At 32.0% G+C, this 22,466-nt stretch carries 24 protein-coding genes; 21 read left to right on the forward strand and 3 right to left on the reverse strand.

What is annotated here, in order from left to right; translation table 11 throughout:
• The first annotated feature begins 33 nt into the window (after positions 1 to 33).
• The 8 genes from AC1RPR_RS02275 to AC1RPR_RS02310 all read left to right on the forward strand — a co-directional run bounded on the left by AC1RPR_RS02275 (position 34) and on the right by AC1RPR_RS02310 (position 7,288).
• A complete protein-coding gene (locus AC1RPR_RS02275; protein ID WP_481761345.1) occupies positions 34 to 642 on the forward strand; it encodes a LysM peptidoglycan-binding domain-containing protein in 609 nt (202 codons plus the stop codon).
• Between the two features lie 54 nt (positions 643 to 696).
• Positions 697 to 1,362, forward strand: a complete 666-nt coding sequence (gene cmk, locus AC1RPR_RS02280) for a (d)CMP kinase (protein WP_481761344.1) — start codon at positions 697 to 699, stop codon at positions 1,360 to 1,362.
• Between the two features lie 98 nt (positions 1,363 to 1,460).
• The gene (gene rpsA, locus AC1RPR_RS02285) at positions 1,461 to 2,705 is read left to right on the forward strand and encodes a 30S ribosomal protein S1 (RefSeq protein WP_481761343.1); all 1,245 of its coding nucleotides are present in this window, start codon (positions 1,461 to 1,463) and stop codon (positions 2,703 to 2,705) included.
• A gap of 91 nt (positions 2,706 to 2,796) precedes the next feature.
• On the forward strand, positions 2,797 to 4,107 hold the full coding sequence (der, locus tag AC1RPR_RS02290; protein WP_409022510.1) for a ribosome biogenesis GTPase Der: 1,311 nt from the start codon (positions 2,797 to 2,799) through the stop codon (positions 4,105 to 4,107).
• A 198-nt stretch (positions 4,108 to 4,305) separates the two neighbouring features.
• Positions 4,306 to 4,581, forward strand: coding sequence for an HU family DNA-binding protein (locus tag AC1RPR_RS02295; protein WP_409022511.1), 276 nt, complete (start codon positions 4,306 to 4,308; stop codon positions 4,579 to 4,581).
• 154 nt (positions 4,582 to 4,735) lie between these two features.
• A complete protein-coding gene (locus AC1RPR_RS02300) occupies positions 4,736 to 5,995 on the forward strand; it encodes a tetratricopeptide repeat protein (RefSeq protein ID WP_481761342.1) in 1,260 nt (419 codons plus the stop codon).
• 82 nt (positions 5,996 to 6,077) lie between these two features.
• Complete coding sequence (locus AC1RPR_RS02305) at positions 6,078 to 6,548, forward strand: GNAT family N-acetyltransferase (RefSeq protein WP_481761341.1); 471 nt, start codon at positions 6,078 to 6,080, stop codon at positions 6,546 to 6,548.
• Positions 6,549 to 6,682: 134 nt separating this feature from the next.
• Positions 6,683 to 7,288, forward strand: coding sequence for a sugar O-acetyltransferase (locus AC1RPR_RS02310; protein WP_481761340.1), 606 nt, complete (start codon positions 6,683 to 6,685; stop codon positions 7,286 to 7,288).
• A gap of 96 nt (positions 7,289 to 7,384) precedes the next feature.
• On the opposite strand, the gene AC1RPR_RS02315 is transcribed toward AC1RPR_RS02310, so the two are convergent.
• Both AC1RPR_RS02315 and AC1RPR_RS02320 read right to left on the reverse strand, forming a co-directional pair.
• Positions 7,385 to 8,215 carry a site-specific integrase gene (locus AC1RPR_RS02315; RefSeq protein WP_481761339.1) on the reverse strand — a complete coding sequence of 277 codons (831 nt, stop codon included), beginning with the start codon at positions 8,213 to 8,215 and terminating at the stop codon, positions 7,385 to 7,387.
• 91 nt (positions 8,216 to 8,306) lie between these two features.
• The gene (locus tag AC1RPR_RS02320; RefSeq protein WP_481761410.1) at positions 8,307 to 9,167 is read right to left on the reverse strand and encodes a YitT family protein; all 861 of its coding nucleotides are present in this window, start codon (positions 9,165 to 9,167) and stop codon (positions 8,307 to 8,309) included.
• A gap of 173 nt (positions 9,168 to 9,340) precedes the next feature.
• Between AC1RPR_RS02320 and dapB the strand changes: the two genes are divergently transcribed.
• The 5 genes from dapB (at position 9,341) to AC1RPR_RS02345 (ending at position 14,796) form a co-directional block, all read left to right on the forward strand.
• Positions 9,341 to 10,126, forward strand: a complete 786-nt coding sequence (dapB, locus tag AC1RPR_RS02325) for a 4-hydroxy-tetrahydrodipicolinate reductase (protein WP_409022516.1) — start codon at positions 9,341 to 9,343, stop codon at positions 10,124 to 10,126.
• Positions 10,123 to 11,337, forward strand: a complete 1,215-nt coding sequence (locus AC1RPR_RS02330; protein WP_481761338.1) for a CCA tRNA nucleotidyltransferase — start codon at positions 10,123 to 10,125, stop codon at positions 11,335 to 11,337. Before dapB ends, AC1RPR_RS02330 begins: the two co-directional genes overlap by 4 nt.
• Positions 11,338 to 11,433: 96 nt before the next feature.
• Positions 11,434 to 13,329, forward strand: a complete 1,896-nt coding sequence (locus AC1RPR_RS02335) for an ABC-F family ATP-binding cassette domain-containing protein (RefSeq protein ID WP_481761337.1) — start codon at positions 11,434 to 11,436, stop codon at positions 13,327 to 13,329.
• Between the two features lie 7 nt (positions 13,330 to 13,336).
• A complete protein-coding gene (locus AC1RPR_RS02340) occupies positions 13,337 to 14,284 on the forward strand; it encodes a thymidylate synthase (protein WP_481761336.1) in 948 nt (315 codons plus the stop codon).
• Between the two features lie 23 nt (positions 14,285 to 14,307).
• Positions 14,308 to 14,796 carry a dihydrofolate reductase gene (locus AC1RPR_RS02345; RefSeq protein ID WP_481761335.1) on the forward strand — a complete coding sequence of 163 codons (489 nt, stop codon included), beginning with the start codon at positions 14,308 to 14,310 and terminating at the stop codon, positions 14,794 to 14,796.
• Positions 14,797 to 14,845: 49 nt separating this feature from the next.
• Here the strand turns inward: AC1RPR_RS02345 and trhA are convergent, their stop codons facing one another.
• Positions 14,846 to 15,487, reverse strand: coding sequence for a PAQR family membrane homeostasis protein TrhA (trhA, locus tag AC1RPR_RS02350; RefSeq protein WP_481761334.1), 642 nt, complete (start codon positions 15,485 to 15,487; stop codon positions 14,846 to 14,848).
• Positions 15,488 to 15,626: 139 nt separating this feature from the next.
• On the opposite strand from trhA, the gene AC1RPR_RS02355 reads away from it, so the two are divergent.
• The 8 genes from AC1RPR_RS02355 to dprA all read left to right on the forward strand — a co-directional run bounded on the left by AC1RPR_RS02355 (position 15,627) and on the right by dprA (position 22,463).
• Complete coding sequence (locus tag AC1RPR_RS02355) at positions 15,627 to 16,475, forward strand: DegV family protein (RefSeq protein WP_481761333.1); 849 nt, start codon at positions 15,627 to 15,629, stop codon at positions 16,473 to 16,475.
• 198 nt (positions 16,476 to 16,673) lie between these two features.
• On the forward strand, positions 16,674 to 17,456 hold the full coding sequence (locus AC1RPR_RS02360) for an SGNH/GDSL hydrolase family protein (RefSeq protein ID WP_481761332.1): 783 nt from the start codon (positions 16,674 to 16,676) through the stop codon (positions 17,454 to 17,456).
• Between the two features lie 11 nt (positions 17,457 to 17,467).
• Positions 17,468 to 18,082: a YpmS family protein gene (locus AC1RPR_RS02365; RefSeq protein ID WP_409022524.1), complete on the forward strand. Its 615-nt coding sequence runs from the start codon at positions 17,468 to 17,470 to the stop codon at positions 18,080 to 18,082.
• Between the two features lie 15 nt (positions 18,083 to 18,097).
• On the forward strand, positions 18,098 to 18,319 hold the full coding sequence (locus AC1RPR_RS02370) for a YozE family protein (protein WP_409022525.1): 222 nt from the start codon (positions 18,098 to 18,100) through the stop codon (positions 18,317 to 18,319).
• A 14-nt stretch (positions 18,320 to 18,333) separates the two neighbouring features.
• A complete protein-coding gene (locus AC1RPR_RS02375; protein ID WP_481761331.1) occupies positions 18,334 to 19,782 on the forward strand; it encodes a S41 family peptidase in 1,449 nt (482 codons plus the stop codon).
• Between the two features lie 142 nt (positions 19,783 to 19,924).
• A complete protein-coding gene (gene ylqF, locus AC1RPR_RS02380; protein ID WP_481761330.1) occupies positions 19,925 to 20,773 on the forward strand; it encodes a ribosome biogenesis GTPase YlqF in 849 nt (282 codons plus the stop codon).
• A 2-nt stretch (positions 20,774 to 20,775) separates the two neighbouring features.
• Positions 20,776 to 21,543 (forward strand): ribonuclease HII, encoded by a 768-nt coding sequence (locus AC1RPR_RS02385; RefSeq protein WP_481761329.1) that lies wholly within the window; start codon positions 20,776 to 20,778, stop codon positions 21,541 to 21,543.
• A 50-nt stretch (positions 21,544 to 21,593) separates the two neighbouring features.
• Complete coding sequence (gene dprA, locus AC1RPR_RS02390) at positions 21,594 to 22,463, forward strand: DNA-processing protein DprA (RefSeq protein ID WP_481761328.1); 870 nt, start codon at positions 21,594 to 21,596, stop codon at positions 22,461 to 22,463.
• Positions 22,464 to 22,466 lie beyond the last annotated feature (3 nt).

Consider the following 22,466-nt stretch of genomic DNA (forward strand, 5'->3'; position numbering starts at 1 on the left):
AATAATGATAATTGTTTTTAGGAGGATTGAAAAATGAGTGATAAAAAAGATAATTCAGAAAAAAAGCCTTGGGAAAAATCATTCGAAGACGATAGAGACGATAATGGAAATTATTCTCGATCAGCGAATAGACGTAAAAGTAAAAATAGTTCATTATTAACTACGGGGTTATTAGTTGTTTTTGTAGCTATTATTATTGGAACGATTGCTTTTTATATTGTTGAAAGTAACAAAGTATACCAACCAGAAGATAGAACCACAAGCGAGAGTTCAGTAAGTAAAAAAATAGTTACCAAAACTGATGATTCTGATAGTTCTAGCTCAAGTGCTAAGAAAAGCTCTGAATCAAAAGAAAAAGCTAGTTCTGAATCGAAAGAAAAAGCATCAAAAGAAAAAGCTAGCTCTGAATCAAAAGAGAAAGCTAGTTCTAGCACTAATTCAAGCTCTAGCTCAGCGTCTAGTGAATCAACCAGCTCTGATAGTTCATCAAGTGCATCTTCAAAGTCATATGTAACTGTCGAAGCAGGACAAGGCATATATCGTGTTGCAGCAAACAATGGGTTAACTACAGAACAACTTCTACAAATGAATCCAGGGTTGACTACTTCTATTAGTGCAGGACAAAAAATAAGAGTTAAATAATATACATATGGGATTGATATCTAATCAATCCCATTTTTATGGAGGAATTACTTGATGAAAAATAATATCCAAATTGCAATTGACGGACCGGCATCCGCAGGAAAAAGCACTGTCGCTAAATTAGTTGCTAAAAAATTAAATTATGTTTATTGCGACACTGGGGCAATGTATCGAGCAATTACTTTTGAAGCAATGGCAAAGAATGTTGCGCTGGATAATGATGATAAGTTAGTTAGTCTATTAAAAGATACAATAATTTCTTTTAAACCAGCAAATCCAGAACAATTAGTCTATATAAACAATATAGACATAACACAAGCAATTAGGCAACCTGAGGTAACTAATAATGTTTCAACGGTTGCTGCTCAAGAAGGTGTACGCAAGGAATTAGTTAAAAGACAACAAGAAATTGCCGAAGATGGATCAATTGTTATGGATGGTCGTGATATCGGAACGACAGTATTACCAAATGCTGAAGTTAAAATATTCTTAGTTGCGAGTGTTAAAGAACGTGCTCTTCGCCGATTTAAGGAAAATCAAATTAAGGGTATTAATACAACACTTGATGTTTTAGAGTTTGAAATTGCCGAACGAGATCGAAAAGATTCTACACGTGAAATTTCTCCGCTTATTCAGGCAAAAGATGCTATACTTGTAGATACGACTTCAATGAATATTGATGGGGTCGTACAGAAAATTATGGATATAATTAACAAATAATAAAATAAAATGTGAAAAATGAGTATTAGCACTAGTAATTACTCTTCATTTCAGCTAAAATAATAAATAGAGTTTATTCGCTAAGGAGGACATTGTCCATGAGTAATATTGAAGAAAATAATGATTTACTAGAAGCATTAAATAGTGTAAGTGAAGTTAAGGTTGGTTCTGTTATAAAAGGTGAAGTTTTAGCTATCGATGATGCTAAACAAGTCATTGTTGGTATTGAAGGCGCCGGTGTTGAAGGTGTTGTACCAGCTAAAGAACTAGCACTTAAAGCTGGTGAAGAAACAGAAGACGTTGTCAAAATTGGTGACGTTATGGATTTAGTTGTTATTTCAAGTATCGGTGGCGATAAAGAAGGTGGTAGTTACTTACTATCACAAAGAAGAATTGCTGAACGTGAAGTTTGGAATGACTTACAAAAATTAGCTGATGATGATGCTACAATCGAAGCTACAGTAACACAAGTTGTTAAAGGTGGATTAGTTGCTGATGCTGGTGTGCGTGGATTCGTACCCGCTTCAATGATTGATGATCGTTTTGTTGAAGATTTATCAAAATATAACCATCAAACATTAGATTTCAAAATTATTGAAATTGACCCAACTGAAAATAGATTAATCTTATCACATAAAGCAATTGTTAAAGCTCAAAGAGATGCTCAAAAAGTAGAAACTCTTAAAACTTTAACAGTTGGTGAAGTTGTAACAGGAACAGTTGCCCGTTTAACTAACTTCGGTGCATTTGTTGATCTTGGTGGTATTGATGGACTTGTTCATATTTCAGAAATTTCTTACAACCGTATTTCTAAGGCAGAAGATGTCTTATCAGTTGGTGAAGAAGTTAAAGTTAAAGTATTGGCAATCGATTTAGATAAGAATCGTATTTCATTATCAATCAAACAAACATTACCTCAACCATGGGATAATGTTGAAAATGATATCCATGTAGATGACGTCTTAGATGGTACTGTTAAACGTTTAACGACATTTGGTGCATTTGTTGAAGTTATGCCTGGAATTGAAGGATTAGTTCATATTTCACAAATTTCTTACACACATATTGCTACACCAGGCGAAGTTTTAAAAACTGGCCAAGCTGTTCAAGTTAAAGTACTTGAAGTACATCCAGCAGAACATCGTTTAGCTTTATCAATTAAAGCTCTCGAAGAAAAACCAGCAACAGAAGAAAAACCTGAAAAGAAAAAAACAGTTAAAAAAGCTGCACCAAAAGCTAAAGCTCCTAAATCAACAATGAGTGGTATGCCAGAAGAAAGTACTGGTTTCACACTTGGTGATATTTTAGGTAAAGCATTAGAAGATGCAGATACTAACAAATAATTAAAATATTATTTTTAAGTAACGACTGAACTGTAGTTCAGTCGTTTTTATTATTTATTACAAAAGATATTTAGAGAGTGAGGTACTATCTATGGCAAATCCTGTTGTAGCAATTGTTGGACGTCCTAATGTTGGAAAGTCCACAGTTTTTAATAGAATAGCCGGGGAAAGAATTTCAATTGTTGAGGATACTCCTGGTGTTACACGAGATCGTATTTATGCTCATAGTGAGTGGTTAGCGCAAAAATTTAGCTTGATTGATACTGGTGGTATCGATATCGGTGATGAACCCTTTTTGACGCAAATCACTGAACAAGCACAAATCGCAATCGATGAAGCTGATGTTATTGTTTTTCTTGTAAGTGTAAAAGAAGGCGTAACGGATGCTGATGAGAAAGTGGCTAAAATTTTATATCGTTCTGATAAGCCAGTTATTTTAGCGGTTAATAAAGTTGATAATCCCGAGTCTAGACAAGATATTTTTGATTTCTATTCATTAGGATTTGGAGAACCATTTCCAGTTTCTGGTAGTCATGGCCTTGGGGTTGGTGACTTATTGGATGAGATTACAAAGAAATTCCCTGAAAATATTCCTGATGAAGATGACAGTCGAATTAAGTTTAGTTTGATTGGTCGTCCTAACGTGGGTAAGTCTTCATTGGTGAATGCAATCCTGGGTGAAAATCGTGTTATTGTTTCACCTATTGAAGGGACTACACGTGATGCAATTGATACAGCTTTTGATACTGAAGAGGGCGATATGTTCTCAATGATTGATACAGCTGGTATTAGAAAACGCGGAAAAGTATATGAAAATACTGAAAAGTATTCTGTACTACGTGCCATGCGTGCTATTGATCGTTCAGATGTTGTTTTAGTTGTGTTAAATGCTGAAGAAGGTATTCGGGAACAAGATAAGAGAGTTGCAGGGTATGCCCATGAAGCAGGACGTGGTATCATTATCGTCGTAAATAAATGGGATACTCTTGAAAAAGATAATCATTCATTATCTGATTTTGAGGCTAATATACGTCAAGAATTTGCATATCTTAGTTATGCTCCTATTATTTTTGTGTCTGCAATTACACAGCAACGATTATCTAAGATACCCGAATTAATTAAACGCGTAAATGAAAATCATAGTCGTCGTATTACATCTTCAGTATTAAATGATGTCATTATGGATGCAGTAGCCCATAATCCAACGCCAACTGATAATGGAAAACGTTTAAGAATTTACTATGCAACACAAGTAGCAATACAACCACCTACATTCGTTGTATTTGTTAATGATACTGATTTGATGCATTTTTCATATGAACGTTTCTTAGAAAATCAAATTAGAACATCGTTTGATTTTGAAGGAACACCAATTCATGTTATTGAAAGAAGAAGAAAATAATTCAAATTGATAAAACGCTACCATGCCATCTTTTTTTCTGCTAAAGTAGTTAAATACCTTGATGTAATACGTTTTGTATGGTATCTTAAATAAAGAATTAGTAGAGTAATCTCTGGTTCTATTATTATTATTTATTTTAAATAATAATGGCTGAATATTTTTAAATATTCGGACACATTTTAGGGGAGGTGAAACATTATGGCAAACAAAGCACAATTAATCGAAAATGTTGCAAAAGAAACAGGATTGACAAAAAAAGATGCTACTGTCGCAGTTGATGCTGTATTTGGTTCAATCCAAAGCACATTAGCTACAGGTGAAAAAGTTCAATTAATCGGTTTCGGTAACTTTGAAGTACGTGAACGCGCTGCTCGTAAAGGTCGTAACCCACAAACTGGTGAAGAAATTCAAATCCCTGCAAGTAAAGTACCTGCATTTAAACCAGGTAAAGCTTTAAAGGATTCTGTTAAATAATACTTAGAAAAAGCTAGTACAATTCATTTTGTACTAGCTTTTTCAATCTATAATTTATTTTATAGACAATAGTTATGTACGAGATTACTAGCTATTGTGTGTATGATAGATTAAACTAAACCATATTAATTTAATAATGAAGGGAAGTTATTTAATGACGCATTCAGAAATTATGCTAGACTACTTGGACGAAGGACAAATTGATGAGGCAATGAAAGAATTTGCCAGAGCATTAAGAAAAGACAATGATGCAACATTATTTAGTTTAGCAGAAGAGTTATATAGCTTAGGTTTTTTAGCTCAATCTAAACGTACTTATGAAAGATTATTAGAAAAATATCCAGAAGAAGATACTTTAAAAACATTCCTGGCAGATATTGCAATTAGTGAAGGAAAATCTGATGAAGCACTTAACTATTTGTCAGAAATTGAAGAAGATTCAGAAGCTTATCTTCAGTCTCTTATGGTTGCTGCCGATTTATATCAGACACAAGGTATGTTTGAAGTTAGTGAAAATAAATTATTAACTGCATATAAGTTGGCTCCTGAAGAAGAAGTTATCCAATTTGCTTTAGGCGAACTATATTTTAATACAAAACAATTTAGTCAGGCAATCGGATTTTATCTTGAATTAATTAAATCAGGACAGACTGAACTGTCACAGGTTAACTTAGTACAAAGATTAGGTGTTAGTTACGCAAACAGTGGGCAGTTTGAAAAAGCAATGGCATATTTAGAACAAATTCATTTAGAAAATATGGACTCTGATACTAAGTTACAGATGGGTTTAACCTATCTACAATTAAATGATCAACAAAAAGCAATTGATATTCTTTATGATTTGAAGGAAGAAGATCCTTCGTATACATCCTTATATCCAATTCTTGGTCAAGCACTTTCAGATGAGAATAGATTGAATGATGCTTTACTTGTCTATCAAGAAGGGTTAGCGGTTGACGAGGTAAATGATACATTGTATGAACAGGCAGCGACTGTTGCCTTAAAATTGGACGATGAGAAGCAAGCTGAAAAGTATTTAAATAAAGCAATTGATATTAATCCAGATAATACTGGCATATTATTACAATTAAGTAATTTATTAGTTAAGCAAGAACGTGATGATGAAGATATTAAATTACTAGAAGATATCAAGAGCGACGGAGATGTAGATCCTCAAATATTTTGGAATTTAGCTATTTCATATGAAAGACTTGAAGATTATGATAAAGCTGAAGAAAATTATTTAGAAGCATACCCTTATTTTACTAATCAAGTTGACTTTTTAAGATCTGTTATATTTATTTTTAGAGAGAACGGACGACAAGAGGAGTTAAAGGACGCAATTAAACATTACTTAGCTTTAGTACCTGATGATCAAGAAATTATTGATATTCAAAATGATATAAATTATTAAAATAAAACGTTTATATCATTCTTTTGGTATAAGCGTTTTTTGTTAGCAATTTGTAAGATTTGCTTAAAGAAGGGGAAGTAAAATGATTACAAATCAGATAGTGATACCAAAATTAGAAGATAGTACTGAAATATTTAATTTAATTAGTCGTAATCGTCTTGAATTAAGTGAGTGGCTTCCATGGGTTAATGCTATGAAATCGATTAATGATGAAATAATTTTTTTAAGAGACTCTTTTAAGGATGAAACTAAATTAATTTTCGCTATAAAAATTAATAAGAATATCGTTGGCATGATTGATTTACATGGAATAGATTTACATATGGGAACTGCTGAGGTTGGTTATTGGTTAGACAAGTCGTATGTAGGACGCGGAATAATGTCAAAGGCCTTAACAGAACTTGAGAAACTAGCTATAAAGGAATATAAGTTAAAAAAATTAAAAATAATACTAGATTTGAATAATATAAAAAGTTTGAAAGTAGCTAAGACTAATAATTATCACTTTATAGAACAAAATGACCAAAATTTAATTTTTGAAAAGAGATTATAGAATTTATGATGGTATATTTATAAATGATATTATTATTTTTTGCTTTTTAATTGCTATTAAGGATATAATTTTAGATAGGTAATGTTGTTTAAATGGCGATTAATTATCTAAAATTATATATCGGGGGTAGGGACATGAAAGATTTAAACGAAAAAGAAATTGAACGATTGAGTAAAAAAAGTATTACTGAGAAAATTATAGATGGCGATTGGTACCAATATTCTAAAGAAGAATGGGCTCAAAAAACTGTTAAAACAAGTGCACAAACTATTTATAAAATAAATAAATTGGCGGCTCATGATACGAATGATGCAGATAAAATGCTTAAAGAATTTTTACCTAATATGGAAAAATCTGCTGAAATATATTTTCCAATTTCAACTATAGAATGGCCGGAAATGTTAAAAATAGGGTCAGGCACATTTATTAATTCTAATTTACAGATTTTAAGTGCAGGACAAATAACAATTGGAGAACACTGTTTCATTGGGCCTAATTGTCAGTTATATACACCTAATCATCATTCTATGGACAAAAATTTACGTCGTGAAGGATGGCAATATGATGCACCAATTACAATTGGTGATGATTGTTGGTTTGGTGGATCAGTGATTGTTTTACCTGGTGTCACGATTGGAAATAATGTCGTCGTTGGTGCTGGTAGTGTGGTAACAAAAGATGTACCTGATAATGTTTTAATCGCAGGTAATCCAGCACGAATTATTAAGACTATTGGTTAGATAAAGTTATGGCGAAAAGTAGCATAATTTAAAAATATTTGGGCAACAAAAAGGAGCTAGAATTTTTCTAGCTCCTTTTTGTTGCTCTTTTAAGGTTTATATGATTAATTTTTGTTCAATAATTAAATGACGGTAGTATAAAAGTGAATTTGGATCAATTCTTAACGTCATCATAATTTCTGAATCTGTCATCGTATTGTTAGTGAGAATAGAAAAACAAATAGCTGACTGGTACAGCAGACGTGGTGAAACATTTGGCGCAATAAATTGTAAATCTTTCTTTAAAAATTTATGTAGACCAGGTAAAGATAATAAAGGTGCTTCAACATTTTTACGCAGTTTTAAAAAGCAATCGTTGGAGTTTTGTAAAATTTGTAGTTGTTTAATATAGGTATTGAATTGCTTCAAAAATAATTCCTCTGTTTCCGTAAATGTTAATTGTTTAAAGCTAACGAAAAAACCAGGTTGTAAGATTTCTGAAATTTTAAAGAAATGCCGTGTCATTAATAAAACAAGTCGAGAATAGTAGCTAATTTCTGAATTTAAAAGATAAGAGTCGAAGTCTATTAACCAATTGAAGGTTATAACAGAATTTGCGATATTTTTTTTCCCTTTTAACATTAATGTTGGAATATGAGTATTTATCTGATGGGTAAATAAATATTTAAAATAACCATTCAGATGCGATAAAACCTTAGTATATGTTGAATTTTTAATATTTCTTTTATCTTGAAGCATAGTTAAATATTGACGAACGTCTGATTCTAAGATAGTTTCAACCATTATTGAATTAGAGAATGCATCATTAAAATTTAGAAGATAGTTAAAAAAATCATGAATATCGTAGTTATATTCTAAAATTGTTGATGGGGACAAAGAGTTGGATTCTAATGATAAATTAAAAGCTTTTTGATAGGGATAATTCATTTAATTGCCTCCTTTAGTAATAAACAATAAGTTACTTTAACTATATCACACTAATAAAGCGCACTGCAAAAATCGCAGTGCGCAAGACCAATCATTTATTAAAGATATTAGTGATATTAGTGATTTTATTCTTTTTTTGTCGATTAAAACTAAACCCTTGTCCCAGTACTTCATTAACACTACTAATTGAAACAAAAGCATTTGAATCCTGGTTTTGTAATATTTCCTTCAACTGATGAAGTTCATTACGGTTGATAACAACATAAATCATTTTTTTATTTTGGCGAGAATAAGATCCCTCACCATTGATGTAACTAACACCTCTGCCTAATTTATCCCAAATTTCATTAGTTATAATTTGATATTGGTCACTAATTATTAAGATGCCAAGTCCAGAATAACTACCTTCAAGAGTGAAGTTAACAATTTTTGAGAAAACATATGAGCTTAGTAGGGTATACATCATATGCCTTAAATCTAAGTAGCTAAGTGATATGACCAAAACAGCAATATCAAGGGCAAGAATTGTCTTACCCATTTGAATACCACGTGTTTTTTCAAAAATTCGAGCCACTACATCAGTTCCACCAGTAGTACCACCAAAACGATATACTAAGCCTGACCCAAGGCCACCAAAAGCACCAGCAAGGATACCTGCTAAAAACAAATCATCATTTACATTAATTTGAATCGGAACACGTTGCCAAATCCATAAGAAAAGAGATAACATTATTGTTCCATATATAGTATAGACTAATGATCGTTTACCTAAAAAACGGTAACCAATAAGGATTAATGGAACATTAATTGCAATTGTTGAATACGCAGGATCAATATGAAACCAATAACGTAAAATTAAAGTAACTCCGGTTATACCACCTTCAGCAAGATGGTTTGTTATATTAACGGTTGCTAATCCAAATGCATAAAAACAACAACCTAACGCAATCATTACTAAATCGATTATTTTAATTCGTTCATTTTTTAAGATTAGTTCTACCCCCTGAAATAAATTCAATATAAATATCATACCATATTATCGATGAATGTCTGCTGACTATCATTTTAAATCTAGTATAAATCTGTTAAACTAGATTGTATTAATTAAAGATGAGGAGGATTACTATGATTAAAGTTTTGGTTGCTGGATTTAAAGGACGAATGGGTGCCACTACAACAAATATGATCTTAGAAAATCCATTATTTGAATTAGTTGGAGTCTATAGTACTACAGCTACAGAAAAAAATATAAATGAAATTACTGACTATAAGACAGAGAATGTCCCAATATTCAATAAGCTAGATGAAATAAACGTAGTTTCCGATGTTTGGATTGATTTTACTGTCCCAAGTGTTGTTTTCGAAAATACTAAATTTGCTATTTCGAAACATATGTCACCAGTTATTGGGACTACGGGTTTATCGGAAAATAATATAGCTGAACTTAAACAATTATGTAAAACAGAAAAATTAGGTGGATTGATTGCTCCTAATTTTGGTATTTCAGCTGTTTTATTAATGCAATTTGCGCAACAAGCTGCTAAGTATTTACCTGACGTTGAAATTATTGAAATGCATCATGATAATAAATTGGATGCTCCAAGTGGTACAGCCTTAAATACCGCAAAATTAATTGCTGAAGTTCGTAAACCTAAAATTCAAGGCAACCCTGATGAAAGAGAAACATTACCAGGTGCGAGAGGTGCAGCCTTTGAAGGCATGAGAATTCATAGTGTCCGTTTACCAGGCTATGTTGCTCATGAACAAGTCTTATTTGGTGGCGAGGGTGAAGCATTAACTATTCGTCAGGACTCATTTGACCGTATTTCATTCATGTCTGGTGTTGCATTAGCTACTGAAAAAATTGGACAATATAAAGAATTACTAGTTGGATTGGAAAATATATTATGATAGTTTCCAATCTTGCGGATGATTTCATTAATGCTGAACCAGTGATTAAAGCCATTGAAAATGCTGGTTTTGAAGCATATTTTGTCGGAGGAAGTGTTAGGGATACTATCTTAGGATTACCAATCCATGATATTGATATTGCCACTAGTGCATACCCTGAGGAAATTAAGGAAATTTTTAATAAGACGGTAGATACAGGTATTCAACATGGGACTGTTATGGTTTTAGATCATGGAGAAGGTTATGAAATCACCACATTTCGAACAGAATCAACTTATCAAGATTTTAGACGTCCAGATCATGTTGAATTTGTACGCTCTTTAGAAGAAGATTTAAAACGTCGTGATTTTACAATCAATGCCTTAGCAATGACACATGATGGACGGATTATTGATTTGTTCAACGGACTACAAGATTTAGAAAATCACATCATTAGAGCTGTTGGCACTGCTGATGAACGTTTTAATGAAGATGCTTTACGAATGATGAGGGCAATTAGATTTGCAAGCCAATTAGATTTCACAATCGAAATGGAAACGAAGAAAGCATTAAATAAACATGCACCACTATTGAAAAAGATTGCTATTGAACGGATTCATATTGAATTTATTAAATTACTGTTGGGAAAAAATCCTCAAATTGGACTTCGACATTTTGTTGAATCAGATTTAGTAAAATATTGTCCCGAATTTAATAATTATTTATCGGAACTAACTGATATGTCAAAAATGCAATCAATTAAACTTACATCAGAAGTAGCTGCTTGGTCGTTAATTATTCATGTTCTAAAGATAACAGAAACTAATATTAATCATTTTCTAATCTCATGGAAAAGTTCAAATGAGTTAATTACACACGTTCAAATAGTTATCAAAGCACTTAACGGTATTATTCATGATTCCGTTAATCGAGAACTGATGTATGAAACTGGATTAGAATTATTATTAATTGCAAATGAAGTTGCAGCAATATTTAATAGTAATTTAGATGCAGAAATGCTGACAGTTGCTTATACTGCACTTCCAATTAAGTCTAAAAAAGACATGGCAATTAATGGACGACAGTTAATAAAAGATGTTGGTATTCAACCAGGTGAAAAATTAGGCCAAATTTTATCCATATTGGAAAATCGTATTTTACTAGAAGAAGTCCCAAACGAATCAACTCAATTATTAAAAGTGGCTAAGCAACTAATGTTAAAATTAGCGTAAAAAAAGAGATTAAATATCATTTAATCTCTTTTTTTACAAAACATGCTTAGTAATACAAATTATAAAAGAGAATCAATTAGATAAGAGAGTGATTACATGCAAACACTGAGGGTAGAACATTTAAAGAAAACATACGGCGAAAAAACATTATTTGATGATTTAAATTTTATTGTTAATGAAAAAGATAGAATCGGATTGATTGGAACTAACGGTTCAGGGAAAACAACGTTATTAAATGCATTAACAGACCTTGACCCAGCTGATTCAGGAGATTTAATTAAACCAAATAACTATCGTATGAGTTATTTAAAACAAATACCAGAATTAAATGATGATATGACAATTATGGAAGCCGCTTTTGAAGGAGCTTCACCTATTTTTGAAACAATTCGTCATTATGAAGCTGTTTTAACAGCCTATAGTGAACATCCTGAAGATGAAAAATTACAGCAACGTTACTCAGATGCGGAAGATCGTATGAATCGTGAAGATGCATGGAATGCCGATAATGACGTTAAAACAATTCTAACGCAATTACAAATAACGGATTTAACACAAAAAGTCTCAACCTTATCTGGTGGACAGAAAAAAAGAGTTGGCTTGGCTCAAGTACTCATACAAGCTCCTGACTTATTAATTCTTGATGAACCAACAAACCATTTGGACTTTAGTTCTATTGAATGGCTAGAAAGTTACCTTAAAACGTACAAAGGAGCTTTAATTGTTGTTACTCATGATCGGTATTTTTTAGATCAAATTGCCAACCAGATTTTAGAACTATCATTTGGTAAATTACACTCGTATGAAGGTAACTATCAAGATTTCGTTGCTCAAAAGGCTGAAAGAGTTGCCCAGGAAGTTACCGCTGAGCATAAAGAACAACAGCTATATAAAAAGGAACTAGCTTGGATGCGTACTGGAGCAAAAGCTAGATCAACAAAACAACAAGCACGAATTAACCGTTTTAACGATTTAAAAGAAAATATGAATTCATTACAAATTGATCAAGATGTTTCAATTGGACTAGGCCAACAGCGGCTTGGTAAAAAGGTTATTGAGCTAAAAGAAGCTAGTTTAGTCTTAGAAAATCATAAAATTATTGATCATTTTAGTGAGTTGATTCAGGCGAGCGATAGAATCGGGATTACCGGTAAAAATGGTGCTGGTAAATCTAGTTTACTAAATGCAATTGCTGGAAAATTACCACTTAACTCTGGCGAATTACTAATGGGCGAAACGGTTAAATTAGGTTATTACCAGCAACAAACTGAACCCATACCTGGCGATAAACGAATGATTAACTATCTAAATGAAATTGGTGAAAATATCGAAAATAAACATGGCGAACGAATAAGTACAACACAACTTTTAGAGCAGTTTCTTTTTCCAAGATCGATGCATGGGACATTAATTAGACAGCTATCCGGTGGTGAAAAAAGAAGACTCTATCTCTTGAAATTACTTATGCAACAACCAAATGTCTTATTACTAGATGAACCTACAAATGATTTAGATATTGGAACATTAACAGTACTTGAAGACTATTTAGAATCTTTTAATGGCGCAGTTATAACTGTCTCACATGATAGATATTTTTTAGATAAAGTTGCAGATCAATTACTTATTTTTGAAGGCGATGCTAAAATTAATCGTTATACTGGATTATTTACATCGTACCTTGCTAAAGAATCACTGGATGATGCCGTATCAATATCAAAAAAAGAAAAAATTATCGAACACGACACCATTTCTGACGATAAATTAAAAGTTAAATTAACTTATGCTGAACAAAAAGAATTTGAAACAATTGAACAGACAATTGATAATTTAGAAGCTAAGAAAGAAAAAGCTGAAAGTGATATGTCGAATATCAATGGCAATGATTTTGTAGCATTAAGTGAACTACAAGTGTCAATTGATAATTTAGATGATGAAATTGAAGAAAAGATGAATCGTTGGGACTATTTAGGTAAATATGCAGAAAAGGGGTAATTTTCGTATGGAAGAAACATATTTGCAACTTGAACGTGATATTTTAATGAACGGAAATGATAAATCTGATCGTACAAAAACGGGAACTAAAAGTCTTTTTGGCTATCAAATGAGGTTTGACTTAAGTCAAGGATTCCCACTACTAACAACTAAAAAAGTACCATTTGGTTTAATTAAGAGTGAGTTACTGTGGTTCTTAAAAGGTGATACTAATATCCAATATTTATTGAAACATAAGAATCATATTTGGGACGAATGGGCTTTTAAAAATTACATTGAAAGTTCTCAGTATATGGGTCCAGATATGACTGATTTTGGACATCGATCACTTTTAGAGACTGATTTTAAAAAAGAATATGAAGTACAGAAAAACCTTTTTTGCGATAAAATTATTGAAGACGATGAATTTGCAAAAAAGTTTGGTGAATTAGGTGACGTTTATGGTAGTCAGTGGCGTAATTGGAAAACTAGACAAGGTGATACGATTGACCAAATTAAAGATGTTATTGAAGCAATCAAAAAAACACCTGATTCTAGAAGATTAATTGTGTCCGCTTGGAACCCAGAAGATGTACCAAATGTGGCATTACCACCTTGCCATACGTTATTTCAATTTTATGTGGCTGATGGTAAATTAAGTTGTCAATTATATCAAAGAAGTGGCGATGTCTTTTTAGGTGTACCATTTAATATTGCAAGTTATGCGTTATTAACTCATCTAATTGCTAAAGAGGTTGGACTTGAAGTTGGTGAATTCATTCACACATTAGGCGATGCCCATATTTACAATAATCATATAGAACAAGTGAAGGAACAACTTTCTCGTGAAGTGCAACCCATGCCAAAATTATGGTTAAATCCTGATAAAAATAGTATTTTTGAATACGATATGACGGATATTAAAATAGAAGACTATAATCCTGCACCACCTATTAAAGCGCCTGTTGCAGTTTAATATTTACTTAAGGAGAGTCAATAATGATTAATTTTATTTGGGCTGAAGACAGTGAACATCATATTGGATATAAGGGTAAGCTACCTTGGTACTTACCAAATGATTTAAAATTTTTTAAGAAAACAACGCTTAATAAGGTCGTTGTTATGGGCAGAAATACATTTGAAAGTTTTCCGGGACTATTACCAAATCGAATTAATATTGTTCTTTCAAGTAAAAACGATTTAGTTGAAACAGATACTCTAAAGATTGTTCATTCAATACCAGAGTTGAATGATTTATTAGAAACATATTCTGAAGATATTTTTGTTATTGGTGGCGCAACATTATTTTCTGAAATGTATGTAAAAGTTAATAGATTGTATCAAACAAAAATTAACGCTACGTTTGATGGTGATGTGATGATGATTCCTATTGATTATACTCATTGGAAATTAATTGAAACGATTCCGGGAATGATTGACAAAAAAAATGTATATGATCATGAATTTAGAATTTATGATAAAAAATAATTAAAAAGCGAAGACATATCCAATACGGATGTGTCTTCGCTTTTTAACTTTAAGTATATAATAAAATAGAAAAAAACATTAATCCTGTACCTAACATCACAAATAAATGCCAAACGACATGTAAGTACTTAACACCGTTTATACTATAAATTCCAGCGCCGATTGTGAACGCAATGCCACCAGAAACAAGTAGCCAGAACCCAATTGTACCGAGGCTATTATAAAGTGGCATCATTGCGCTCAAACAAAGCCAGCCCATAATTAGATAAATGATGGTTGAAATTGTTTTAAAATGACCCAACCAAATTGATTTATAAATAATTCCTAAAACGGTCATCATCCAGATGATTCCGAATAGTGTCCAACCTAATGCCCCACCAACAGAGAGAAGACAATAAGGCGTATAAGTACCTGCTATCAGAATATAGATACTACTATGATCGAAGATTTGAAAAACAGTTCTTGCTCGTGTAAATATTAAACTATGAAATAGGGTAGAAGTTAAGTACAGCAGTACCAAAGATGAACCATATATAGCATACGAGGTAATTTCTAATGCACTACCATTATGAGCACCTTTAATAAGTAAAAAAATCAATCCCGCTATACTTAACCCAAGACCAATACCATGAGTTACCGCGTTTAATACCTCATTTAAGATGAGATACCTTCTACTGTAATTATGTTCCAAAAAAACACCTCAGTCATCAATTTCTATGTGAAATAGACCAGTAATTCTGATATACTAGACATTATAAATAGAAAAGTTTATAGTGACATTATTGTATCATGATTAAAAACTTTTGTTAAGAAAGTGTGGATGAAGAAACATGAAAAAAATTAAAATAATAACGGATTCATCTGTTGGATTAACAGATAATGAAATAAAAGAAAATGACATTAGCATTATACCTCTAAGCGTTATGATTGATGATACTATTTACGTTGAAGGTGAATCAATTACAAATGACGAATTTGAGACTAAAATGGAAACGTCAAAAACGTTACCTAAAACAAGTCAGCCACCAATTGGTACTTTTGTAGAAATGTTTGACAGTCTTGGGGCAGATGGTAGCCAAGTTCTCTCACTTAACATGACTGACCAAATTAGTGGTACAGTTCATACTGCAGAGCAAGCTGCAGAAATGAGTCAATCCGATGTAACCGTTGTTGATACTCGTTCTACTGATCGAGGTATGGCTTTTCAAGTCTTAGCAGCTGCTAAGTTAGCAAATTCAGGTGCATCAATGGATGATATTTTAACAAAAATTTCTGAAATCCGTAAGAATTCAACTCTAAATATGGCCGTTATGACTCTGGATAATCTGGTCAAAGGTGGACGTATATCAAGATTAACTGGTGTTCTTTCAAGTGTTTTAAATATGAAGATTATTTTGGAAATGATTGATGGCGAATTAAAAATTAAAAATAAAGGCCGTGGTATGAAGACGGTTAACAGATTTATTGCAGATTTAGTTGAAGAATTAAAAAGTACACCTAATGTTAAAGCAGTAGGTATTTCTCATGCTGGAAATGAAAAAAAGGCATTTGAAGTTCGCGATTTATTACAAACAGCAGTCCCAAAAGTTGATATTCTAGTTCGACAGACAGCACCTATTATTGCGACGCATGGTGGTCCAGGGGCTTTTGCAGTGATGTTCTACACAGATAAAGACTAATATATTAAATAATTATTTTTAAACTGGTCCAAAAACAGCTGTTTTTGTCCGGTTTTTTTAATTAAATAAAGGAATGATTTTTTGAAATTTTTTAAAAGCTTTTCCATTACTATTTTAAGTATTTTAGTACTAAGTGGTCTTATATTTAGTGGGCTGTGGTTTGCAACCGGCCATTTTTCGAATCATTCTTTAATAACAGTGCCCCATAAAAAAACAGCTCTTAAGCTAGTATCCCTTGGTGATTCTTTAACGCAGGGTGTCGGAGATGAAACGAATAAAGGTGGATTCGTTTCATTAATTACAGAAAAAATAAATACTGATAAAAATATGAAAGTAACTGCCTCTAACTTTGGCTTATCAGGAGATCGAAGTGATCAAATTTATAGCAGATTAAAGAAACAACCCAAAATGCAAAAAACGTTAAAAAAAGCCACTGTTATTACATTAACAGTTGGTGGGAATGACCTATTACAGGTTATACAAAAAAACATTTTATCTAATGATACTGATAAGTTAAATAAAGCTATTGATACTGAAAAAATGACTTATACAAAAAATTTAAATGATTTATTTAAAGAGATTAGAAAATATAATAATAGCGCGCCTATCTACGTTATAGGAGTGTATAACCCATTTTACGTTTATTTCCCCGAAATGAGTAGTATGAAAACGATTGTTAAATCATGGAATAACGTAACCAACAAGGTTGTTAAAAATGATAAAAATAGTTATTTTGTTAGTGTTGAAAAACAGCTTTCTGAAGGACAATATTATGGTAAAACAAGTAAATTAGCCAAGACTTTGGGTAGCTCAGACTTATCTGATTTATCTAGTTTTAATCTTGAAAGTGTCTTGCAAGAAAAAGATGAAAAAAATAACTATATTTCTATAACTGATCATTTTCATCCAAATAAAAAAGGTTATAAAAAAATGACTGATTTGTTGTTCAAATCAATGGAAGAACATCATTTATTTAAATAATGAGGAGAATTATGCCGAAAAGAACAGAAAAAACATCAACCACTTTTAACGCATGGAAAGTTGCGTTTATCATATTATTTTCTTTATTGATTGGCGTACTACTTTATTTTTCCGTTAGTATTATGAACCAATCCCAAGATCAAAAGACACTAACAACTCAAACCACTTCAAAAGCAACAAAAAGAACAGAACTAAGCGTGGAAATGAACAAGGAACAACTTAACGGAACCATTAATTATTATTTAAAATCAATTCAAAAAGGTCAATCAATTAAATATCGGTTTTTAGTAGATAAATCTGCTATATTAATGGGCACAACAAAAATTTTAGGACAAAATATTTCATTCACATTATATTCAGATCCAGTTGTAACAGATGATGGTAATATCTTGTTAAAAGCAAAATCTGTTGCTGTAGGTTCATTACCAGTTCCTAAAAAGTTTATAATGGATTATGTAAAAAATGCATATGATTTACCAAATTGGATTACGATTAATAGCAAAGAACAAACAATTATGCTTAACTTAAAAAAACTAGATATTGAGAATGGTATACAAGCTAGTGCAACCAAAATTGATTTAAAAACGAATGTTTTTAAATTCGATGTTTCTATCCCTTTAAATTAAATGAGGTATCAATTTATGAGACAAACATTTTATCAATTTTTAATGACCGAACGCAATGATCACGGTACGGATGAGGTGTCCCAATTTGCAAATAATGCATTTTATGATCAAAGTTTTCCTAAATTGTCAGATAAGTATGACTTTCTTTCTAATTATCTTGAATTAAATGCAGGATATTTACCTTCAATGACAATTTTTGATGACGCTTGGGCCCGATATTTAGACAAAATGAATTAGTGGGGAATTAAATTATGGAAAAAGATAAAAAAGAAAAACGTTTTAGATTTGGTCGTCATTTTTGGACCTTAATAGGGTCAATTTGTTTATCTTTTATAGTCGGAGCTGCTGCAATGTATTTTTTTGCAATTAGTCAAATTAATACATTAGTTGGGTCATTACAAACGACTAGTTCAGATTTAGCCAAAATTGAGTCTGTTTATTCGGCACTAAATAATTCTTATTATAAAAATATCAGTAAGAAAAAATTAGTCGATGGGGCTATCAATGGTATGGTCGACTCTACTGGAGATAAATTTACGGCCTATTTAGGTAAAGAAGATGCGACTAATTTAAATTCAACTATTTCTAGTAAATTTGTTGGAATCGGTGCTGAAGTCAAAATTAGCAAGAAAAATATTCAGATTGTTTCAGCTATTAAAGGAACACCAGCTAAAAAGGCTGGTTTGAAGACAGATGATATTATCCAAAAAATAGATGGTAAATCTATTTATGGTCTCAGTTTAGAAAAAGCTGTTTCAAAAATTAGAGGTAAAAAAGGAACAATAGTGAAACTAACTATTAAACGTGATTCATCAACATTTAATGTTTCAATAAAACGAGATGATATTCCTGTTAAAACAGTCTATAGTAGTATTTCGAAAAAGAATAAAAAAGTAGGATATATTCAAATTAGTACATTTTCTGAGGATACATCTAACGAAGTCAAATCTGCAGTGAAGTCACTTAGAAAAGATGGCGCTACATCGTTTGTCATTGATGTTCGTGATAATCCAGGTGGCCTTATGGATCAAGCATTAGCGATTGGATCAATGTTCTTAAAAGATGGTCAAACAATTATGCAGGTACAAGGCAAAACGGGTTCTCCTGAAGTATATAAGGCTGGTAAAAAATATGACTCAGGATTTAAAGTCACAGAAAAAACAGCTGTTGTCATTAATAAAGATAGTGCAAGTGCTTCTGAAATTTTAGCAGCCGCACTTAACCAATCTGGTAATGATAAATTAATTGGGTCAACATCTTATGGAAAAGGTACCGTCCAAACAATCAATACCTTTACAGATAAAACAGAATTAAAAGTTACCATTGCTAAATGGCTAACACCTGATGGTTCTTGGATTAATAAAAAAGGGATTAAGCCTACTATTTCAGCTGATTATCCTGCGTATGCTTATTCACCACTAATTAATACTGATAAAACATATAAATATGAAGACGTTACACCTCAAGTTAAAACGATTCAAGTTTACTTAAGCGCACTTAATTATTATAAAGACAAAAATAATGGTTACTTTGGTACATCAACGGTTAATGCAGTAAAAATGTTACAAAAAGAAAATACTTTAACTCAAACGGGCGAAGTTAACAAAGATACTGCTTTAAAAATTGAAACATTAGTTCAGAAAAAAATTTCAAAAAATGATCCTGCCTATGATGCGGCAATTAAATCGTTAACAAATTAATAAAAGACTGAAGAGGGCGAAACTAAATAGCGGAACTCTCTTCTTTTTGTGCACAAATTAAGGTATTCTGATTAAGAGAGTTAAATATAAAGAATTAAGCAAGTTAATTAAAAGTTTACTTGGCTTAACAAGGAGAATTTAAATGACAGTAATCCAATGGTTCCCAGGACATATGGCAAAAGCCTTAAGATTAGTAAAGGAAAAATTAAACTTAGTAGATATCGTACTTGAATTAGTTGATGCAAGATTGCCTGAATCATCTAGAAATCCGCAACTTGAGCAATTACTTGCAACAAAACCTCATATTATGGTTTTAACAAAAAAAGATATGGCCGATCCGAACGTTACTGCACGTTGGCTACAGTACTATGAAAACAAAGGAATTCCGGCAGTTGCAGTAGATAGTCAACACGGACAACTTAACGCTATCGAGAAAAAAATTAACGTTGTTTTAAAAGATAAAATAGCGTTACGAGAAAGTAAAGGTATCCTCCAACAACGAGTTAAGGTAATGTGTATCGGAATTCCGAATGTTGGAAAATCGACGTTACTAAATCATTTGTTAAGTAAAAATGTCGCCATAACTGGAAATAGACCTGGGGTGACAAAAGCACAGCAATGGTTAAAAGCCGGAAAATCAATGTCTCTTTTAGATACACCAGGTATTTTATGGCCCAAATTTGAAGATCAAGAAATCGGTAAACGTCTTGCTTTAACAGGAGCAATAAAAGACTCTTTATATGCAAAAGATGACATTGCATTATACGGGTTAGAACATTTTAAACAAACAAATCCAAAGGCATTACAAGAGAAATATAAATTAACGGATGAACAAATGCAGTTAAGTAATGTTGATTTATTATTAGATTTAACAAAAAAAATGGGTTTCAAAGAAGATTATGATCGTGCGAGTGAGAGAATTATATTTGATATTAGACAAGGTAAACTTGGTCGTTATACCTTAGAAATCCCTCAATTGGGTGGCGAATAGTTGTGACCAAATTTACAATTTCTCAAGTAAAAGAACATTTATTGAATAATCCATCGGATAATTTTATGCAAGAAATAGCTAAAGACTCTCGCAAAGGAGTTATTAAGCTTTTAATCCAATATAATAATAGACAAAAAAAACTAGTTGAACACCAAGAATTATTTAATCGTAGGTTAGTAATAGAAAGAGACCTATGGCAGAATGGTATTCCTTACATCGCTGGTATTGATGAGGTTGGAAGAGGACCGTTAGCTGGTCCAGTTGTTAGTGCAGCAGTTATTTTACCTCATAATTTCAATCTAATTGACGTGAATGATTCGAAAAAATTATCTGCATCTATGCGTGAAGCATTATACGTTGAAATATTAGCTACAGCTGTTTCAGTTGGTATATCTGTGATAAATAATCAAACAATTGATGAAGTTAATATATATCAAGCATCAAGAATTGCTATGTTAGAAGCTGTTAATTCATTGGACGTGAAACCACAACAATTATTGATTGATGCTATGACGATTGATAGCGATATTCCGCAGGAAAGTTTCATTAAAGGCGATTCTAAAAGTGCTAGTATTGCTGCTGCTAGTATCGTTGCTAAGGTTTACCGAGATCATCTCATGAACTTTTACAATGAATTATATCCAGGATACGATTTCAATCATAATGATGGATATGGAACTAAAAAACATTTAGCAGGACTTAGCAAATTAGGAGTCACTCCAATTCATCGTCGAACATTTGAACCAATTAAATCTATTCTAAAAAAATAATGAAATAAATTGCGTACCTTATTAGTATTAATGACTAATAAGGAGAAACAATGACAATAAGAGACACTTTAATTAAACTTAGACTATGTTCTGAAATAACGTATATTGGCGAAAATAAAATTTTTGATTGGTTACAACAGAATCCAAGTTGTACTGATTTAACTCTAGATGTAATTAAATCCATTTTAAATTTAAATAGTAAAAAAATAGCTAGTTTCAGTAAAGCTTACACTAGTATTTCATTGAAAAATGAGGTTATTACCAATAAGTTACATTCAACAATTGTGACTATTATTGATGAGGACTATCCGTATCGACTAAAAGAATGCTATCGACCACCAATTGTTCTTTTTATGCGAGGAAATACGCAATTATTAAATCGACAATCACTTGCTGTTGTTGGTGCTCGGCAAAGAACTGACTACTCAATAGAAGTAATACGATTATTATTACCAAATAGTATCCAAAATGATAAGGTAATTTTAAGCGGATTAGCAGCCGGCGTTGATACCTTGGCACACCAATTTACAATAGCTAACGGAGCAGATACAATTGCTGTTATTGGGACAGGTTTAAATATTTATTATCCAAAAATTAATGAAGATTTACAAATTGAAATTAGCAAAAAGGGACTTTTATTATCTGAGTACGGACTGAATACAGGACCACAACGTAATCATTTCCCTGAAAGAAATCGAATTATTGCAGGCCTTTGTGAATGCTTATTAGTTACAGAGGCTAAACACCATAGTGGTAGTCTTATAACTGCCAATTTAGCATTGCAAGAAAATCGCACAGTACTAGCTGTACCCGGATCAATTATTAGTCCTCTTTCACTTGGGTGTAATGAACTAATAATAGCCGGTGCAATGCCGATTATTAACGGTGAACAGATACTTGCAGAGTTCTATGAAAACTAGTTA

Source organism: Dellaglioa sp. CoH-57-MRSF-22, from assembly GCF_056781895.1.

Excerpts from the sequence above, each read along its gene's own strand:
- AC1RPR_RS02275 (WP_481761345.1), top strand. The coding sequence starts at position 34 with ATGAGTGATAAAAAAGATAATTCAGAAAAAAAGCCTTGGGAAAAATCA.
- cmk (WP_481761344.1), top strand. The coding sequence starts at position 697 with ATGAAAAATAATATCCAAATTGCAATTGACGGACCGGCATCCGCAGGA.
- rpsA (WP_481761343.1), top strand. The coding sequence starts at position 1,461 with ATGAGTAATATTGAAGAAAATAATGATTTACTAGAAGCATTAAATAGT.
- der (WP_409022510.1), top strand. The coding sequence starts at position 2,797 with ATGGCAAATCCTGTTGTAGCAATTGTTGGACGTCCTAATGTTGGAAAG.
- AC1RPR_RS02295 (WP_409022511.1), top strand. The coding sequence starts at position 4,306 with ATGGCAAACAAAGCACAATTAATCGAAAATGTTGCAAAAGAAACAGGA.
- AC1RPR_RS02300 (WP_481761342.1), top strand. The coding sequence starts at position 4,736 with ATGACGCATTCAGAAATTATGCTAGACTACTTGGACGAAGGACAAATT.
- AC1RPR_RS02305 (WP_481761341.1), top strand. The coding sequence starts at position 6,078 with ATGATTACAAATCAGATAGTGATACCAAAATTAGAAGATAGTACTGAA.
- AC1RPR_RS02310 (WP_481761340.1), top strand. The coding sequence starts at position 6,683 with ATGAAAGATTTAAACGAAAAAGAAATTGAACGATTGAGTAAAAAAAGT.
- AC1RPR_RS02315 (WP_481761339.1), bottom strand. The coding sequence starts at position 8,215 with ATGAATTATCCCTATCAAAAAGCTTTTAATTTATCATTAGAATCCAAC.
- AC1RPR_RS02320 (WP_481761410.1), bottom strand. The coding sequence starts at position 9,167 with ATGATTGCGTTAGGTTGTTGTTTTTATGCATTTGGATTAGCAACCGTT.
- dapB (WP_409022516.1), top strand. The coding sequence starts at position 9,341 with ATGATTAAAGTTTTGGTTGCTGGATTTAAAGGACGAATGGGTGCCACT.
- AC1RPR_RS02330 (WP_481761338.1), top strand. The coding sequence starts at position 10,123 with ATGATAGTTTCCAATCTTGCGGATGATTTCATTAATGCTGAACCAGTG.
- AC1RPR_RS02335 (WP_481761337.1), top strand. The coding sequence starts at position 11,434 with ATGCAAACACTGAGGGTAGAACATTTAAAGAAAACATACGGCGAAAAA.
- AC1RPR_RS02340 (WP_481761336.1), top strand. The coding sequence starts at position 13,337 with ATGGAAGAAACATATTTGCAACTTGAACGTGATATTTTAATGAACGGA.
- AC1RPR_RS02345 (WP_481761335.1), top strand. The coding sequence starts at position 14,308 with ATGATTAATTTTATTTGGGCTGAAGACAGTGAACATCATATTGGATAT.
- AC1RPR_RS02355 (WP_481761333.1), top strand. The coding sequence starts at position 15,627 with ATGAAAAAAATTAAAATAATAACGGATTCATCTGTTGGATTAACAGAT.
- AC1RPR_RS02365 (WP_409022524.1), top strand. The coding sequence starts at position 17,468 with ATGCCGAAAAGAACAGAAAAAACATCAACCACTTTTAACGCATGGAAA.
- AC1RPR_RS02370 (WP_409022525.1), top strand. The coding sequence starts at position 18,098 with ATGAGACAAACATTTTATCAATTTTTAATGACCGAACGCAATGATCAC.
- AC1RPR_RS02375 (WP_481761331.1), top strand. The coding sequence starts at position 18,334 with ATGGAAAAAGATAAAAAAGAAAAACGTTTTAGATTTGGTCGTCATTTT.
- ylqF (WP_481761330.1), top strand. The coding sequence starts at position 19,925 with ATGACAGTAATCCAATGGTTCCCAGGACATATGGCAAAAGCCTTAAGA.
- dprA (WP_481761328.1), top strand. The coding sequence starts at position 21,594 with ATGACAATAAGAGACACTTTAATTAAACTTAGACTATGTTCTGAAATA.